Source organism: Cupriavidus lacunae (assembly GCF_003353055.1).
In the GTDB taxonomy this organism is placed as follows: domain Bacteria; phylum Pseudomonadota; class Gammaproteobacteria; order Burkholderiales; family Burkholderiaceae; genus Cupriavidus; species Cupriavidus lacunae.
This window is the reverse complement of record NZ_QKWJ01000077.1, coordinates 1-14,813: the sequence shown is the minus strand read 5'-3', so window position 1 is coordinate 14,813 and position 14,813 is coordinate 1. Positions and strand designations below refer to the sequence as shown.

General features: G+C 68.8%; 12 protein-coding genes and 1 pseudogene. 4 read left to right on the top strand and 9 right to left on the bottom strand.

From position 1 onward, the window contains the following. Nucleotides 1–117 precede the first annotated feature (117 nt). Nucleotides 118–567, top strand: a complete 450-nt coding sequence (locus DN412_RS34130) for a DUF2501 domain-containing protein (RefSeq protein WP_115215626.1) — start codon at nt 118–120, stop codon at nt 565–567. A gap of 126 nt (nt 568–693) precedes the next feature. Here the strand turns inward: DN412_RS34130 and moaC are convergent, their stop codons facing one another. Next, nucleotides 694–1,179 carry a cyclic pyranopterin monophosphate synthase MoaC gene (gene moaC / locus DN412_RS34125; protein WP_115215641.1) on the bottom strand — a complete coding sequence of 162 codons (486 nt, stop codon included), beginning with the start codon at nt 1,177–1,179 and terminating at the stop codon, nt 694–696. A gap of 96 nt (nt 1,180–1,275) precedes the next feature. On the opposite strand from moaC, the gene DN412_RS34120 reads away from it, so the two are divergent. Next, entirely contained in the window at nt 1,276–3,099 is a 1,824-nt protein-coding gene (locus DN412_RS34120) for a beta-barrel assembly-enhancing protease (RefSeq protein ID WP_115215625.1), read from the top strand. A gap of 9 nt (nt 3,100–3,108) precedes the next feature. On the opposite strand, the gene DN412_RS34115 is transcribed toward DN412_RS34120, so the two are convergent. The 6 genes from DN412_RS34115 to DN412_RS34090 all read right to left on the bottom strand — a co-directional run bounded on the left by DN412_RS34115 (nt 3,109) and on the right by DN412_RS34090 (nt 7,682). Next, the gene (locus DN412_RS34115) at nt 3,109–3,699 is read right to left on the bottom strand and encodes a DUF2946 family protein (RefSeq protein WP_115215624.1); all 591 of its coding nucleotides are present in this window, start codon (nt 3,697–3,699) and stop codon (nt 3,109–3,111) included. Nucleotides 3,700–3,739: 40 nt separating this feature from the next. Next, on the bottom strand, nt 3,740–4,825 hold the full coding sequence (locus tag DN412_RS34110) for a YheT family hydrolase (protein WP_115215623.1): 1,086 nt from the start codon (nt 4,823–4,825) through the stop codon (nt 3,740–3,742). A 43-nt stretch (nt 4,826–4,868) separates the two neighbouring features. Further along, on the bottom strand, nt 4,869–5,309 hold the full coding sequence (locus tag DN412_RS34105; protein ID WP_078195356.1) for a YybH family protein: 441 nt from the start codon (nt 5,307–5,309) through the stop codon (nt 4,869–4,871). A gap of 31 nt (nt 5,310–5,340) precedes the next feature. Then, nucleotides 5,341–6,363 (bottom strand): lipopolysaccharide heptosyltransferase II, encoded by a 1,023-nt coding sequence (gene waaF, locus DN412_RS34100; RefSeq protein ID WP_115215622.1) that lies wholly within the window; start codon nt 6,361–6,363, stop codon nt 5,341–5,343. A 118-nt stretch (nt 6,364–6,481) separates the two neighbouring features. Continuing rightward, on the bottom strand, nt 6,482–6,676 hold the full coding sequence (locus DN412_RS34095) for a zinc-finger domain-containing protein (RefSeq protein ID WP_115215621.1): 195 nt from the start codon (nt 6,674–6,676) through the stop codon (nt 6,482–6,484). 85 nt (nt 6,677–6,761) lie between these two features. Beyond that, a complete protein-coding gene (locus tag DN412_RS34090) occupies nt 6,762–7,682 on the bottom strand; it encodes a branched-chain amino acid transaminase (protein WP_115215620.1) in 921 nt (306 codons plus the stop codon). 184 nt (nt 7,683–7,866) lie between these two features. Between DN412_RS34090 and DN412_RS34085 the strand changes: the two genes are divergently transcribed. Both DN412_RS34085 and DN412_RS34080 read left to right on the top strand, forming a co-directional pair. Continuing rightward, the gene (locus tag DN412_RS34085) at nt 7,867–10,866 is read left to right on the top strand and encodes a DEAD/DEAH box helicase (protein WP_115215619.1); all 3,000 of its coding nucleotides are present in this window, start codon (nt 7,867–7,869) and stop codon (nt 10,864–10,866) included. A gap of 191 nt (nt 10,867–11,057) precedes the next feature. Further along, complete coding sequence (locus DN412_RS34080; protein WP_115215618.1) at nt 11,058–12,077, top strand: Bug family tripartite tricarboxylate transporter substrate binding protein; 1,020 nt, start codon at nt 11,058–11,060, stop codon at nt 12,075–12,077. Nucleotides 12,078–12,950: 873 nt separating this feature from the next. On the opposite strand, the gene DN412_RS34075 is transcribed toward DN412_RS34080, so the two are convergent. Together DN412_RS34075 and DN412_RS34070 are read right to left on the bottom strand one after the other, a co-directional pair. Then, complete coding sequence (locus tag DN412_RS34075) at nt 12,951–14,090, bottom strand: helix-turn-helix transcriptional regulator (RefSeq protein ID WP_115215617.1); 1,140 nt, start codon at nt 14,088–14,090, stop codon at nt 12,951–12,953. 101 nt (nt 14,091–14,191) lie between these two features. After that, nucleotides 14,192–14,701, bottom strand: a pseudogene (locus tag DN412_RS34070) (helix-turn-helix transcriptional regulator); the annotation flags it as partial. Nucleotides 14,702–14,813: the final 112 nt, after the last annotated feature.

The window sequence follows — 14,813 nt, the reverse complement described above, 5'->3', positions numbered from 1 at the left end:
GCCATGCCGCGGTCCACAGGCATATTCGATGCCATGCTGCCAACGCATCGCGCAACGGCGGCGCCTCTGAACGGCACTATATTGGAAGACCGTTCAGTTCTGAAAAAAGAGGGTGGCATGAACAGACGCACGCATCGCACTGCAGCGAAGGGTTTCCTGATCGCTGGCTTGCTGTCCCTTTGCACGGCCCACGCGCAACTAGGTGATCTTCTCAAGCAAGGCGCGGGCAGCGGATCGTCCGGTGGGCTTGGCGGCCTGGGTGCGATGGGTAGCGGACTTTCCTTGCAATCACTGACATCCAGCAGCACCGGCAACGTAGCGGGAGTTCTGGAATTTTGTATCAAGAACAATTATCTGGGCGGGGGCGCAGCCTCGGTCAAGGATTCCCTGATGGGCAAGCTGCCGGGCGGTACGTCTTCATCCGACAGCAGCTACACCGACGGTTCAAAGGGCATCTTGCACAGTGGTGATGGCAATCAGATAGACCTGAGCGGCGGCGGGCTGAAGGAACAAATCACGAAGCAGGTTTGCGACAAGATTCTCGCCCAAGGCAAATCGATGTTGTAAGCATGAGATGCGCGGGTCGGTGCCTTGTTTATTGATGCATGTCCCATTGAAGCAGGCCACTACCTGACGGTGATCCTGCCATACGTGCATGGGTTGATCGTCGGAAACCCCGGGTCAGTGGTCAAATCACTTCGTGTCGCCCGCCACCCAGTCGCCCGATTTGCCCCCATGCTTTTCCAGCAACTTCACATTGCCGATGACCATGCCGCGGTCCACCGCCTTGCACATGTCGTAGATTGTCAGCAGCGCCACCTGCACGCCGGTCAGTGCCTCCATCTCCACGCCGGTCTGGCCGCGGGTCTCGGTGCGCACGGTGCAGGCGACGGTGGCGGTGGCTTCATCCAGGGCGAAATCGACGGCGACCTTGGTCAGGCCGATCGGGTGGCATAGCGGGATCAGGTCGGCGGTGCGCTTGGTCGCCATGATCGCCGCCACGCGGGCGATGCCGATCACGTCGCCCTTCTTGGCGCTGCCGTCGCGCACCAGCGCGAAGGTGGCAGGCTGCATGGTGATGGTGCCGGTGGCCACCGCGACGCGGCGGGTGCTGGCCTTGTCGCCGACGTCGACCATGTGGGCTTGTCCGGCGGTATCGAAATGGGTGAGCTGGGTCATGATCGGAAGCTTCGGTGCGAACTGCGTGCAAGGGCCATCGGCGCCATTGGGAAGCATCCGATGGGAACGGCCACGGGAGGCCGCTATCATAGCAACATGCCAAAACACCCATCGCTTCGCAGGTCTGCCGCAAGCGGCCCTGGCGCCGTGGCGGACGCTGTTCCTGCCGGTTCCGCGTCACATCGCGGCGACGACAGCCATTGCCGCGCGGGCGGCGCCTGGACGCCATGGCGGCGGCCGCTGGCGGCGCTGCTGGCGCTGACGTTCGCGGCGCCGGCCTGGCCCCAGGCTACGCCGCGCGCGGCGACGGCGCCAGCCACGCCCGTGGCCGCCAGCCGCCAGCCGGCGCCCGCCATCTCGGACGAGGCCAGCGACCAGGTCTACGACAACCTGAACCGCAGCGTGAAGGCGGGCCAGAAATCCGAGTTCGGCCTGCGCACCAACAATGCGGTGGTCGAGGCCGGCGGTGTGCAGTTGCCGGACTTGGGCGACCCGTCGACCGCCGCGCTGTCGCCCGATATGGAAAAGCGGCTGGGCGACCGCATCATGCGCGATATCCGGCGCGACCCGCAGTACGTGACGGACCCGTTGCTGGCCGATTACCTGAACGCGCTCGGCTACCGGCTGGTGCAGGCGGCGCGGCGCCAGAATATTTCGGGCTCGACCGGGGCGGGCACGTTTGCCACCGGCTTCGACCTGTTCGCGGTGCGCGACCGCAGCATCAACGCGTTTGCGCTGCCGGGCGGCTATATCGGCGTGCATACGGGACTGCTGGTGCAATCCGATACAGAGTCGGAGCTGGCCTCGGTGCTGGGGCATGAAATCGGCCACGTGATGCAGCGGCATATCGCGCGCGGCATCACCTCGCAGGACCAGTCGATGTGGATTGCGCTGGCGTCGATGGTGCTGGCGGGCCTGGCCGCGACGCGCAGCCCGGATGCGGCGGCGGCGCTGGCGATGGGCGGGCAGGGCGCGGCCATCGCCAACCAGCTGTCGTTCTCGCGCGGCGCCGAGCGCGAGGCTGACCGGGTCGGCTTCCAGATCCTGACCGCGGCGGGGTTTGACCCGCAAGGCATGCCCGATTTCTTCATGCGGCTGCAGCGCGCCTCGGGGACCGCGGAGAACTCGGTGCCGTCCTATGTGCGGACCCACCCGCTGACCTCCGAGCGGATTGCCGACATGCAGGACCGCGTCAGGCACGTCGCGGCGCGCAAGGTGTCCAACACGCCGGAGTACGAGTTCGCCCGCATGCGGGCTCGCGTGATCCAGGAGGGCTCGCCCAGCGACTTGCAGAATCTGCGCGCCGCATTGCAGGCGCAGATGTCCGGGGCCTCGGCGTTGCGCCTGCCGGCGGTGTATTACGGGATCGCGTTTACGGAGCAGCGCCTGGGCCGCTACGCCGCCGCCGAGCAGGCGCTGGGCGAGGCGCGCCGCCTCTACGGCAATATTCCCGGCGCCACCTCGGGCAGTCCGATGCTGGACGTGATGGCGGTGGAACTGGCGCGCGCGCAGGGCCGCGTGCCCGAGGCGCTGTCCCAGGCCAATGCCTCGATGAAGGCGTTCCCGCTGTCGCACGCGGTGGCGGTCGCCTACGCCGAGACCCTGGTCGGCTCGGGCCGCTATGACGACGCCGTGCGCTTCCTGCGCGAGCGCACGCGCCAGGAGACCGGGCGCAGCGAATGGTGGGAAATGCTGGCGCGCGCTTACGCGGGGCAGGGCAAGCGGCTGCAGCAGCATCAGGCGCTGGCCGAGAAGTACGCGATGGACGGCTCCTACCAGGCCGCCATCGAACAATTGCAGATAGCGCGCAAGGCCGGCGATGGCGACTTCTACACGCTGTCCGAAGTCGATGCGCGCCTGCACCAGCTGGAGCGCCAGTTCCGCGAGGACAAGCAGGACAACAAGGGCATGCCGAACTGAGGCCGGTGTTCAGCCGGCCGTCGACGCCGGCTGGCGCACGAAGCCGAAGCGCTTCGGCACCTCGTCTTCCGCGACAGGCTCGATCGGGAGATCGCGGCCGGCGTGGTGGAACACGCCCAGCGCCGCGCCGCACGCTTCGCCATGCCAGGTGCTGGCGCCGCTGAACAGTTCCAGGTCGTGGTCGTGCAGCAGGGCGGCCTGCTGTGCCGGCGCGCTGCCTGGCGCCATGCCCCCGACCGCGCCGGCCAGCACCACGTTGCCGTGCTCGTCGGCGTAGCAGGCCTGCAGCGTGAAGGCCTGCTGCGTGGTGGTGCGAAACTCGCCCTCATGCAGCCGCACGATCCACGGCGCATAGCCCAGCGACACGAACACGCGCTGCGGTCCGTTCTGGAAGTACCAGGCACCGCGCTCGTCGCACAGGTAGTTGCGTTCGATAAAGCCGATCAGCGCTTCGTTGCGGATGGGGTCGCCCGACAGCCCGTGCTGCTGGGCGTACTCATTGCGCAGGCGCCACTGGCCGCGGCGGTCCAGCGCCAGCCAGCCATAGGCATTGGGCACGTTGGGCCAGCGTGCCATTGCCTGCCTGACGATCTCGTCCATCTCTGTCTCCTTGGCGGACCGGTAAGGGACTGCGCCCGCCTTACATCATGCTGTCAAAAAATCTCAGGATCCGCGCCGGCAGCCATTCGATATGGCCGCTGAAGCGCCCGTCGGGCAGCAGCGGCAGGTGCCGGCGCCAGCCCTCGGGCGGGGTCATGAAGCCGACATGGCCGCCGTGCTCGGGCTGCTCCAGCCATACCTGCGGGCTGGCGTCGGCCGGGCCGGGCAGGTGCCGGGCCGGCAGGAAGGGATCGTTGCGCGCATTGAGCACCAGCGTGGGCACGGCGATCTCGCGCAGCACCGGTTTGCTGGCGGCGCGGCGCCAGTAGTCGTCGGTATCGGCAAAGCCGTGCAGCGGTGCCGTGACGACGTTGTCGAAGGCGTACAGGTCGCGGCTGGCCAGCATCACATCGCGGTCGAACAGCCCCGGGAACTGTCCCAGCTTGGCCAAGGACTTGCGCTTGAGCGTCTGCAGGAACATGCGCGTGTAGACCAGGTTGAAGCCGGCCGACAGCGCCGCGCCCCCGGCGGCCAGGTCCAGCGGCGCGGAGATCGCCGCGGCCGCATGCACGTGGCCGGCGCCGGCGCCGTCTTCGCCCAGGAAGCGCAGCAGTGCGTTGCCGCCCAGCGAGATCCCCACCACCAGCAGCTTGCGGCCGTTGGCGCAGTGGTGCTGGCGCATGCGCTCCAGCACCCAGCGGATCTCGGCGGAATCGCCCGAGTGGTAGAAACGCGGCGCCAGGTTGAGTTCGCCCGAGCAGCCGCGGAAATGCGGGATCACGCCCTGCCAGCCGCGCAGGGACAGCGCATGCATCAGCGCCTGCGCGTAGTGGCTGCCGGAATCGCCCTCCAGGCCGTGGAACATCACCACCAGTGGCGTATCCGGCTGCACTGGATGGGTGGTCCAGTCGAGGTCGATGAAGTCCTGGTCGGGGGTGTCCCAGCGTTCGCGGCGGAAGCTGACGCGTGGCGGGCGGCGCGTGAAGCGCGCGGGGATGATGGTCTGGGCATGGCCGCCGCGCAGCCACCAGGGCATCGGCGCGCCTTCGCCATAGCCATGGCTGGGTGCCGTGACCAGATCAGCCTGGACGGCGTGCGGCAGGCGGTGGTGCGGAAGCTGCGTCATGCCGGTGTGGTGTTGCAGCAGGCCGCGGCGCGGCCGTGCGGAATCAGTGCAGCGCCTGCCCCGGCGCTGCTGCCACGGCGGCGACCTGCACCGCGTTGGCCGGGCTGCAGTGGATATGGGCCAGGCGCCAGCCTTCGTGGTTCTGCATCAGCACATAGGTGGTGTGCACGTACAGGTCGGCCTCGACGCGGTCGCTGCCGAAGCGCAGCGCCTCGGTCACGTCGAAGATCGACACGGCCATCGACGCATGGCTGCTGGTTTCGATGGCATCGACCAGCACCGGCTGTTCTTCCAGCAGTTGCAAGAAGGCCTGGCGCAGCTGCTCGTGGCCGATCAGGCGCTGCCCGTCGGGCAGCACGCAGGTGATCGAGTCTTCGTCCAGCCACAGGCGCAGCGCGCCCTCGGCGTCGCGCAGCTTCAGCGCTTCGCGAAAGGCTTCGACGATGTCTTCGGCGGAATCGAACAGGCGGGCAAAGCGAGGCATGTTGGCAGTAGACGTGGCAAGGGCAGGGAAGTCAGGGCCGGTGCAGCAGCTTGCGCAGCTCGACGAACACCATTTCTGGTTCGATCTCTTTCAGGCAGCGCAGGTGGCCCAGCGGGCACTCGCGCTTGAAGCAGGGACTGCACTCCAGCTGCAGCCACATGATACTCGCTGCCTGTGACAGCGGCGGCGCGTGGCGCGGATCGCTCGAGCCGTACACCGCCACCTGGGGGCGGTTCAGCGCCGCGGTGACGTGCATCAGGCCGGAATCGTTGCAGACGGCGGCTTCGGACAGCGCCAGCAGGTCCACCGCATCGTCGAGCGAGGTCTGGCCGCACAGGTTGCGCACGAACGGGGCCTCGCTGGCGATCTCGGTGGCGATCTCGGCATCCTTGGCCGAGCCCAGCGCGATCATCTGCGCGTACGGGTAGGAACGCCGCAGCATCTGCGCCAGCCTGGCGAAATGGCCGGCCGGCCAGCGCCTGGCCGGGCCGGACTCCGCGCCCGGACAGAACGCGATCACGCGCGCGTGCGGGGCAAGGCCGAAGCGTTCGGCGGTGGCCGCCACGCGCGCCGGGTCGACCCGCAGGCGCGGCTCGGGCAGGTCTTCGGGCAGGCGCGCGCCGGGCTTGAGCGCCAGGCGGGCGTAGTGCTCCGCCATCGGCGGGCGCTGGTCGCGCGGCGGGTTGGCGTGGCGCACGTTGAGCATGCCGAAGCGCGCTTCGCCACGGTAGCCGACGCGCAGCGGAATGCCGGCCAGCCACGGGATCAGCGCCGCCTTGAGCGAGTTCGGCAGCACGTAGCCGAGGTCGTAGCCTTCGTTCTTCAGCTGCTGCGCGAACATCAGCCGCGCCGACAGTTGCAGCTTGCCGTGCGCGAGGTCGGAAGGGAACACGCGTCCGATCTCCGGCATGCGCGCGAGCACCGGCGCGACCCCCTTGGGCGCGAGTGCGTCGATGACCAGGCGCGGATGGCGTGCCTTGAGCAGCGCAAACAGCGGCTGCGCCATCAAGGCGTCGCCGATGCAGTTGGGGGCGATGACGAGGGCTTTCTTCATGGGCGGGGCGCAAGGAGCCGGCACGGGCGCACCGGCGCGGACGCCGGGAACGCCAACGCTCCGGGGCGCCTGAGGGCGGCCCGGAGCGTCAGGATCGTGCGATTGCAGGAGGCTCGGGTCAGTGGTGGCCCTTCAGCACGGTGCCCGGCTTGAGCTTGTAGACGGTACCGCAGTAGGGGCACCTGGCCTCGCCGGTGTCTGCCACGTCGAGAAACACGCGCGGATGGTAGTTCCATGCCGGGGTGTTGGCGGTCGGGCAATGCAGCGGAATATCGTCAGCGCTGATTTCGATTATGGTGGCGGTTTGCGTCATGGTGTTGCAGGGATTGATGCTTATTGTTCGATGAAAACAGCGGGCGCGGACAAAAGGGGCTGGCGGCCAGGCCTGTGCTCAGGCTTCAGATCAGCGTCAGCCACTTCTTGTACTTTTCGTCGGTGCCGCCCACGGCGGCGAAGAACGTGTCCTGGATGCGCTTGGTCACCGGGCCGCGGCGGCCTTCGCCAATGACGCGGTCGTCCAGTTCGCGGATCGGGGTGACTTCGGCGGCGGTGCCGGTGAAGAAGGCCTCGTCGGCGCAGTACATCTCGTCGCGGGTGATGCGCTTCTCACGCACCTCTATGCCCAGGTCGCGCGCGATGGTCAGGGTGGCGTCGCGGGTGATGCCGTCCAGGCACGAGGCCAGGTCCGGGGTGTAGATCACGCCGTTGCGCACGATGAAGACGTTCTCGCCCGAGCCTTCGCTGACATAGCCTTCGGTGTCCAGCAGCAGGGCTTCGTCGTAGCCCATGCCGGTGGCTTCCTGGTTGGCCAGGATCGAGTTGATGTAGTAGCCGCTGGCCTTGGCGCGCACCAGCGACACGTTGACGTGGTGGCGGGTGAAGGAAGACGTCTTCACGCGGATGCCGCGCTCCATGCCTTCCTCGCCGAGGTAGGCGCCCCACGGCCAGGCCGCGATGGCGACATGGATGGTGTTGCCCTTGGCCGACACGCCCAGCTTTTCCGAGCCGATCCACACCAGCGGGCGGATGTAGCAGGATTCCAGCTTGTTGGCGCGCACCACTTCGCGCTGGGCGGCTTCGAGCGTGGCCTCGTCGAAGGGCATGACCATCTGGAAGATCTTGGCCGAGTTGAACAGGCGCCGGGTGTGCTCCTTCAGGCGGAAGATGGCGGTGCCTTCGGGGGTCTTGTACGCGCGCACGCCCTCGAACACGCCCATGCCGTAGTGCAGCGTATGCGTCAGCACGTGGATCTTGGCGTCGCGCCATTCGATCAGCTTGCCGTCCATCCAAATCTTGCCGTCGCGATCCGCCATCGACATGTCTGTTCTCCCTGTGCCGTGGAAATTGCAAAAGCAATATTGTAAGCCCCGGGGGCATGGGTCACAACGCGGCGCGGGGGCCGCGGCGGTCTAGAATCCTCTTTTCCGGGCGTTCCTGCCCCATCCCGTGCACTGTGCCGCAGCTTCGGCTGCCTGTTAGCCCACGATCATCGCGACATTCGCCGTGCCTCTGACAACACATTCCGACCCTGATAACCAGCCTGAACCGGCGCCCGACGCCAGTGGCGCGCCCGCGCCGCAGGCCGGCTGGCAGCAGGCGCTGGATGCGCTGCGCGCGCTCGCCGGCACCGAGCCTGCCGCCGGCGCAGAAGCGCGGCGCCTGCTGTGGGCGCTGACGCTGGATGCCGACGGCGTGCCCGGCACGATCGAGCCGCTGGAGCAGGTCCGCGGCGCGCGCGGCTGGGGCAAGCCCCGGCCGGTGGCGCTGGCGCGGGTGGCCGAGGATGACCGGCTGGAGCCCTGGGACGCCCGCATGGCCCGGGCCATCCGCCGCGACCAGTCGCACAACCGGCGCTACGTGCTTGACCGCGCCATGGCGGTGATGGCGCTGGTGGGGCACCCGGGCGTGGTGCTGGCCCACGCGCCCACGCAGCCGCTCGAGGTGGTGGAGGACGCGCCGGCGCTGGAAGCGGTGCACAGCGCCGGCCGCTACGTGCTGCGCATGTTCCCGCCGGTGCGCGAGGCGCCGGCGATGGAGGCCTTGCTGCCCGCCGCCGCGCGCCAGGAGGCCGAGGCGCTGCGCCAGGTCACGGTGGTGCGAGATGGCCCGCATCGGCTGCGGGTGATCCGCTACACCCCGGCGCAGTTCGAGGCCGCCCGGCTGATCGGCAACGGCCTGGCGATCCCGGAGGACGGCCACGCCCGGCTCGACCAGACCCTGCGCGCGCTGGCCGGTCAGTTCCAGATCCAGGCCGACGCCGCGGGCGGCACGCGCGCGATCCAGGCCGAGGCGCGCCTGCGTGCCGAAGTGGCGCCCGTGGGGCGCGGGATCTCGTTGCGGCTGGTGGTGACGCCGCTGGGCCCGCTCGGGCCGCGGCTCGCGCCCGGCGCCGGACGCGAGCGGCTGATGGCGACGGTGCGCGGCGAGACCCTGGCCACGCAGCGCGACCTGGACGCAGAACTCGCCAGCGTGGCCGAAGTCTTCGCCGCGCTGCCGCAGCTGGTGGCGCTGTCGCCGCCGGGCGGCGAGTACACCTGGACGCTGGACGATCCGGAGGACGCCCTGGACGTGGTCGAGGCGCTGCCTGGCCTGTCCGCAGTGCTAGCCGTCGAATGGCCGCGCGGCAAGGAGATGCGGGTGCTGTCGGCCGACCTGCCGCAGCTGGGCGTGCAGATCGAGAGCCGCGGCGCGTGGTACCGGCTGGCCGGCGAGCTGCGCGTGGCCGAAGGGCTGGTGCTGGAGCTGGGCAAGCTGATCGACTGGACCGGCAGCCATGCCGGGCGCTTCGTGCCGATGGGGCAGGGCGTCTACGTGGCGCTGACGCGCGCCTTGCGCGGCCGGCTGCGCGACCTGGCCGGCGTCGGCGAGCGTGTGCCCGACGGTATCCGCGTGCCGCAGATGGCCACGCCGTGGCTGGACGACGTGCTGGCCGGCGCCGGCATCGATCCCGATGCGCATTTCCGCCAGCGCATCGCCCGGCTGCGCGCCGCGCGCGAGGCGGACATCGCGCTGCCTGCCACGCTGGCGGCTGAACTGCGCCCCTACCAGGAGGCCGGCTACCGCTGGGCCATGACGTTGGCGGCCTCGGGCCTGGGCGCCTGCCTGGCCGACGATATGGGCCTGGGCAAGACCCTGCAGGCGCTGGCGGTGCTGGTGGCACGCGCCGGCGGCGGCGCCGCGCTGGTGATCGCGCCGACCTCGGTATGTGGCAACTGGGCCTCCGAGGCGCGGCGCTTTGCGCCCACGCTCACGGTCCATGTCTATGCCGAGGGCGAGCGTGACACGCTGCTGGCGCAGGCCGGCCCGCACGATCTGGTCATCGTCTCGTACACGTTGCTGCAGCAGGCCAGCAAGGCGTTCTGCGGGCGCGAATGGCATACCGTGGTGGCTGACGAGGCCCAGGCCTTCAAGAACGCGGTCACGCGGCGGGCGCAGGCGATGTTCGCGCTGCCGTCGGGCTTTCGCATGGCGCTGACCGGCACGCCGGTGGAGAACCGGCTGGCCGAGCTGTGGTCGGTGATGCGGTTCTGCAATCCGGGGCTGCTGGGCTCGCTGGCCCGCTTCAACGAGCATTTTGCCAACCCGATCGAGCGCGCCGGCATGCGCGAGGCGCGCCTGCGCCTGCGCCGCATGATCGCGCCCTTCGTGCTGCGCCGGACCAAGCCGCAGGTGCTGGACGAGCTGCCGCCGCGCACGGAGCTGGTGATCCGCGTCGAGCCCGAGCCGGTCGAAGCCGCGCACTACGAGGCCCTGCGCCGCCAGGCCCAGACCGAGGCCGAAGCCGCGCTGGCGCGCGCGGAGGCGGCACGCAAGGCTACCCAGGGCGCGCCGGCAGGGGCACAGGCGCGGGCCCTGGCGCAGGCCCAGCAGCAGGCACAGGCGCGCATCCACTTGCTGGCGCAACTGATGCGGCTGCGCCGCGCCGCGTGCGATCCGCGCCTGGTGACCCCGGAACTGAGCGGCCAACTGACCGAGGGCGCCAAGGTGCGCGCCTTTGTCGACCTGGCCAGCGGGCTTGCCGCCAGTGGTCACAAGACCCTGGTGTTCAGCCAGTTTGTCGATTTCCTGCAGTTGCTGCGCCAGGGGCTGGAGCGCGCCGGGCTGGCGCTGCAATACCTGGACGGCGCCACCCCCGCGGCCGAGCGCACGCGCCGCGTGGCCGCCTTCCAGGCTGGCGAGGGCGATGTCTTCCTGATCAGCCTGAAGGCCGGCGGCTTCGGCCTGAACCTGACCGCGGCCGACTACGTGATCATCGCCGACCCCTGGTGGAACCCCGCCGCCGAAGACCAGGCCATGGGCCGCGCCCACCGCATCGGCCAGCAGCGCCCCGTCACGGTGTACCGGCTGATCAATGCGGGCACCATCGAAGAGCGCATCGTCGACCTGCACCGCGACAAGCGCGCGCTGGCCGACGACCTGCTCGAGGCCGACGACGACAGCGCGGCGGGCACCGGCGCGCCGCTGCCGGACGTGGACGAGCTGGTGGGGTTGCTGCGGCGCTGATACGTTGGCGGGGCGACACATATGCCCCGATGGAATACCTTCAAGCGAAGTCGGTCGTTTGGTTTTGGCAGGAACCTTGCTATCGTGTGGCGCTGGCCCGGGGCTCAGATCCCGGGCACTGTGATCCCGGCCACTGTGCTGAGCCGCCGCGCCGGGTCTTACCTTGCTGATACTTACCGACGGTGCCCCCCATGCCTACTTCGTCCCGCCTGCTGCCGCGCTGGTCCTTCCGTTCCGCTACCGCCCTGGCCGTCCTGTGCGCCGCCGCTGCCGTCAGCACGGTCAGCACGCCGGTCCGCGCGCAAGGCGAGTGGCCGACGCAGCCGGTGGCGATCCTGATGGGCTTCACCGCGGGCTCGGGCGTTGACATCGTCGGCCGCACGCTGCAGGAATCGCTGCAGAAGTCGCTGAAGACCACCATCGTCTACGACTACCGGCCGGGCGCCGGCGGCAACGTTGCCTCCGAGGTGGTGGCGCATGCCAGGCCGGACGGCTACACGTTGCTGCTGGGCACCGCGGCCACGCACGGCATCAACCCGGCGCTGTACAAGAACCTGCCCTTCGATGCCGAAGCCGATTTCACCCCGATCGCGCCGCTGGTCGAGGTCTCCAATGTGCTGACCGTCAACCCGGCGGTGCTCGATGTGAAGTCGGTCAGGGAATTCATCGAGAAGGTCAAGGCCAACCCCGGCAAGTACAACTACGCGTCCACCGGCAATGGCACCGGCACGCACCTGGCGTTTGCCGAGTTCAACGCGCGTGCCGGCCTGGACATGGTCCACGTGCCCTACAAGGGCGGCCCCGACGCGCTGCAGGCGGTGGTGAAGGGCGAGGTCTGCTGCATCTTCAACCAGGTGCAGAGCGTGCTGCCGCAGTACCGCGCCGGCAAGGTGCGCCTGCTGGGCGTGACCACAAAGCAGCGCGTGCAGGTGATTCCCGATGTGCCGACCATTGGCGAGAGCGGCCTGCCCGGCTTCAACAGCACCATCTGGTTCGGCTTCTTCGGGCCGAAGGGGCTGGACCCGAAGATCGCGCGCAAGATCAATGATGCGGTGAAGGTGGCGCTGGAAACGCCGGCGATCCGGCAGAAGCTGATCGATGCGGGCAACACGCCGCGGGTCGAGACCGTGGAGCAGTTCAAGGCTACGGTGAAGGGGGATCGGCAGAAGTGGGCGGGGGTGGTTAGGGCGGTGGGGGCTTCGGTGGATTGAAGGGGGGTAGCCGTGCGTTATCGTGTTTGGATGGGCTTCCTGGTGGTTGGCTTGGTTATGTAGGTCGGGTTCGATGTTGTCGTAGGTTTGAGCGCCTGGTTCCGCCCTGCTGGGCGGGTCACTTTTTGTCCGAGCGACAAAAAGTGACCAAAAAAACGCGTCGCCTCAGGCGGCTGGCCATCCATTCCACGGCGTCGGTGGTTCAAACGGCGGTGATTTCCGTTTTGCGTGGTTGGCCGTTCGACCCAGCTACGCTCCCTGTCCGGTGCCTGCGTCGACGGACTATTGGACGAACCCGACTTTAGGCTATTGGCAGCCTGCTAAGCAGGTCATCGGTGGGACGCCTTCGGCTGCGCTGCGCGCACTCAGTATCGTAGGTCGGGTGCTCGGGCACGGAGTGCGTCGCTGCGCTCGCACGGGGCTGTCGTGATGCTGGGCCAAAAGCGCAAATCAGAACGTGGTCGTCCGCCTGCCACGTTAGGGCTCGCGCGAAGCGCAGCCGAAGGCGTCCCACCGACGCGGTGGTTAGTTCGGGTTAGCAGGCTGCCAACCGCCTAAAGTCGGGTTCGTCCAATAGTCCGTTGATGTGGGCACAGACAGGGTGCGTAGCAGGCCCGAACCACCCACCACATCGAACGGCAAGCACCGCCGCTCGAACCACCGCCACCACCAAATTGGTGGCCAGCCGCCAGAGGCGACGCGTTTTTTGGTTACTTTTTGTCGCTCGGACAAAAAGTGACCCGCCCAGCAGGGCGGAACCAGGCGCTTAAACCTACGACAACATCGAACCCGACCTACATAACCCAAGCCAACGAGCAAGGAGCCAAGCCGGCGACACCGGCGAAACAGCCCACACCCGCTATAGCCCGGCACCTAAACCCTCACCCCCAACCTAGTCAACAAATGCGCCAACTGCGCCTGCGTCCCCGTAGCCGTCTTGGTAAAAATAGCCTTCAACTGCGTGCGCCCGGTCTCGCGCCGGATCCCGATCAGCTCGCACGCCTCGGGCAGGCCAATTCCAGATGACAGCTGCAAGGCCAGCCGGATCTCGGCCGGCGTGAGGCCGTAGAGGTCGCGCAAGACGGCCGGCAGCGTCATCGGCGCGGCGCCGGGCTCATGGATGACCACCAGCACGCTGGGGCGCTGCCAGTCCATCGCCAGGTGATGGGCAGGAGGCAGCGGCAGCAGGATGACCTGCGCCTGGCGGCCGGCGCCGTCGGCCGCGCGCAGCGCCTGTGCCGGCTGCGGGTTGGCCGGGTTGGACACCGCCCGCAGCGCTTCGGCGAACGGGCGCGACAATTGCCAGCTGGCTTCCTCGCGCGCGGCCGCAGCGGCCTCCGTGGCGCGGGTTTCGATCGACACCGCCGGCAGCAACCGGCGCACCCAGGTTTCACCGATGCTGTTGGCCAGCAGGGGCTTGCCGTCGTCGCGGAACACGATCACGCCGAACGGCAGCCGCTCCATCAGCTGCGATGACGCATGCGCCAGTGCCGACACCTGGAGGGTGCGCTCGCGCAGGGCCATGGCCTGGCGCACGTGCGGGATCGCCCAGTCGAGCGCACGCGCGTCCTCGGGCGAATAGTGGTCGTGGCCCCGCGGGCGCTGCAGCGACAGTAGGACGTCGTAGTGCGGCTGGCGCTCGATCAGGCAGGCCATCACCGAGGACTGTTCGATCTGCCGCAGGAATTCGCCGTAGAAGGGCGACTGGCGCATCGTCTGCGCGCCCAGTTCGCGCGAATCGATATACCAGCTGCCCACCGACATGCGCCTGGCGAACGGCAGGGCCGGGTCGATGGCCGCGTACTGTTCGCGGTAGACGGCCACCGCCTCCGGCATGGGGTTGACCTCCTGGTTCACCAGCACGCGCTCGTGGACCGTGTCGAGCACCAGCAGATGGGCATGGCTGCTGCCGCTGGCCTGGCACAGCGCGCCCAGGCTGCGCTGCCAGGCGTCGCCATCGAAGATCCCCTCGTACAGCGCGCGAATGGTGTCGTGCATCTGTGTGTCGCTCATGGCTTCCCTTCTTTTTACTTCTTGTACTTTTAACACTTTTTTCGCGTGGCGACGGGCGTGCCGCCGCGGCGGCACCGGCCCGCCTGCCACGTGTGTGGTGTTCAGGCCCCGTCCAGCGCCGCGCCGAGGCGCGAGAGCAGATGCGTCAGCTGGGCCTGGCTGTTGCAGCCGGTCTTGTTGAACACGGCCTTGAGCTGGGTGCGCGCGGTTTCGTGGCGGATATTCAGCTGCTGGCTGGCTTCGGGCAGGCCCTGGCCGGTGGCCACCTGGACGGTCAGTCGGGTCTCCGCCGGGGTCAGCCCGTAGAGGTCGCGCAGCACCGGCGCCAGCAACAGCGGCGCGCTGTCCTGCTCATGCACGATCACCAGCGCCGCCGGTTCCTGCCACTGCGCGGCAAAGGCGTGCGAGGGCGGCAGCGGCAGCACGATCACCTGCGCGCTGGAGCCGTTGCCGTCGGTGGCGCGGGCGGCCCGCGCGGCGACCGCGCGCTGCGGGTCGCAGGCGGCCTGGACCATGTCGGCGAACGGGCGCGACAGGGTCCAGTCCGACACCTTGCCGGCCGGGTCCAGGCGCCGCGCCCAGCGCTCACCGGCGCGGTTGCTCAGGAGCATTTCAAGGCCCTTCCGGCCCCGGCGTGGGCGGAGAAACGGAGATGAGCTATACCGGTGAACGGCAGCGCCGCGATGACCGACGGCCCAATGGTGCGCGCTCGCGGCATGCACG

Excerpts from the sequence above, each read along its gene's own strand:
- moaC (WP_115215641.1), bottom strand. The coding sequence starts at position 1,179 with ATGACCCAGCTCACCCATTTCGATACCGCCGGACAAGCCCACATGGTC.
- DN412_RS34105 (WP_078195356.1), bottom strand. The coding sequence starts at position 5,309 with ATGCCTCGCTTTGCCCGCCTGTTCGATTCCGCCGAAGACATCGTCGAA.
- DN412_RS34075 (WP_115215617.1), bottom strand. The coding sequence starts at position 14,090 with ATGAGCGACACACAGATGCACGACACCATTCGCGCGCTGTACGAGGGG.
- DN412_RS34130 (WP_115215626.1), top strand. The coding sequence starts at position 118 with ATGAACAGACGCACGCATCGCACTGCAGCGAAGGGTTTCCTGATCGCT.
- DN412_RS34095 (WP_115215621.1), bottom strand. The coding sequence starts at position 6,676 with ATGACGCAAACCGCCACCATAATCGAAATCAGCGCTGACGATATTCCG.
- DN412_RS34120 (WP_115215625.1), top strand. The coding sequence starts at position 1,276 with ATGCCAAAACACCCATCGCTTCGCAGGTCTGCCGCAAGCGGCCCTGGC.
- DN412_RS34110 (WP_115215623.1), bottom strand. The coding sequence starts at position 4,825 with ATGACGCAGCTTCCGCACCACCGCCTGCCGCACGCCGTCCAGGCTGAT.
- waaF (WP_115215622.1), bottom strand. The coding sequence starts at position 6,363 with ATGAAGAAAGCCCTCGTCATCGCCCCCAACTGCATCGGCGACGCCTTG.
- DN412_RS34080 (WP_115215618.1), top strand. The coding sequence starts at position 11,058 with ATGCCTACTTCGTCCCGCCTGCTGCCGCGCTGGTCCTTCCGTTCCGCT.
- DN412_RS34090 (WP_115215620.1), bottom strand. The coding sequence starts at position 7,682 with ATGTCGATGGCGGATCGCGACGGCAAGATTTGGATGGACGGCAAGCTG.
- DN412_RS34115 (WP_115215624.1), bottom strand. The coding sequence starts at position 3,699 with ATGGACGAGATCGTCAGGCAGGCAATGGCACGCTGGCCCAACGTGCCC.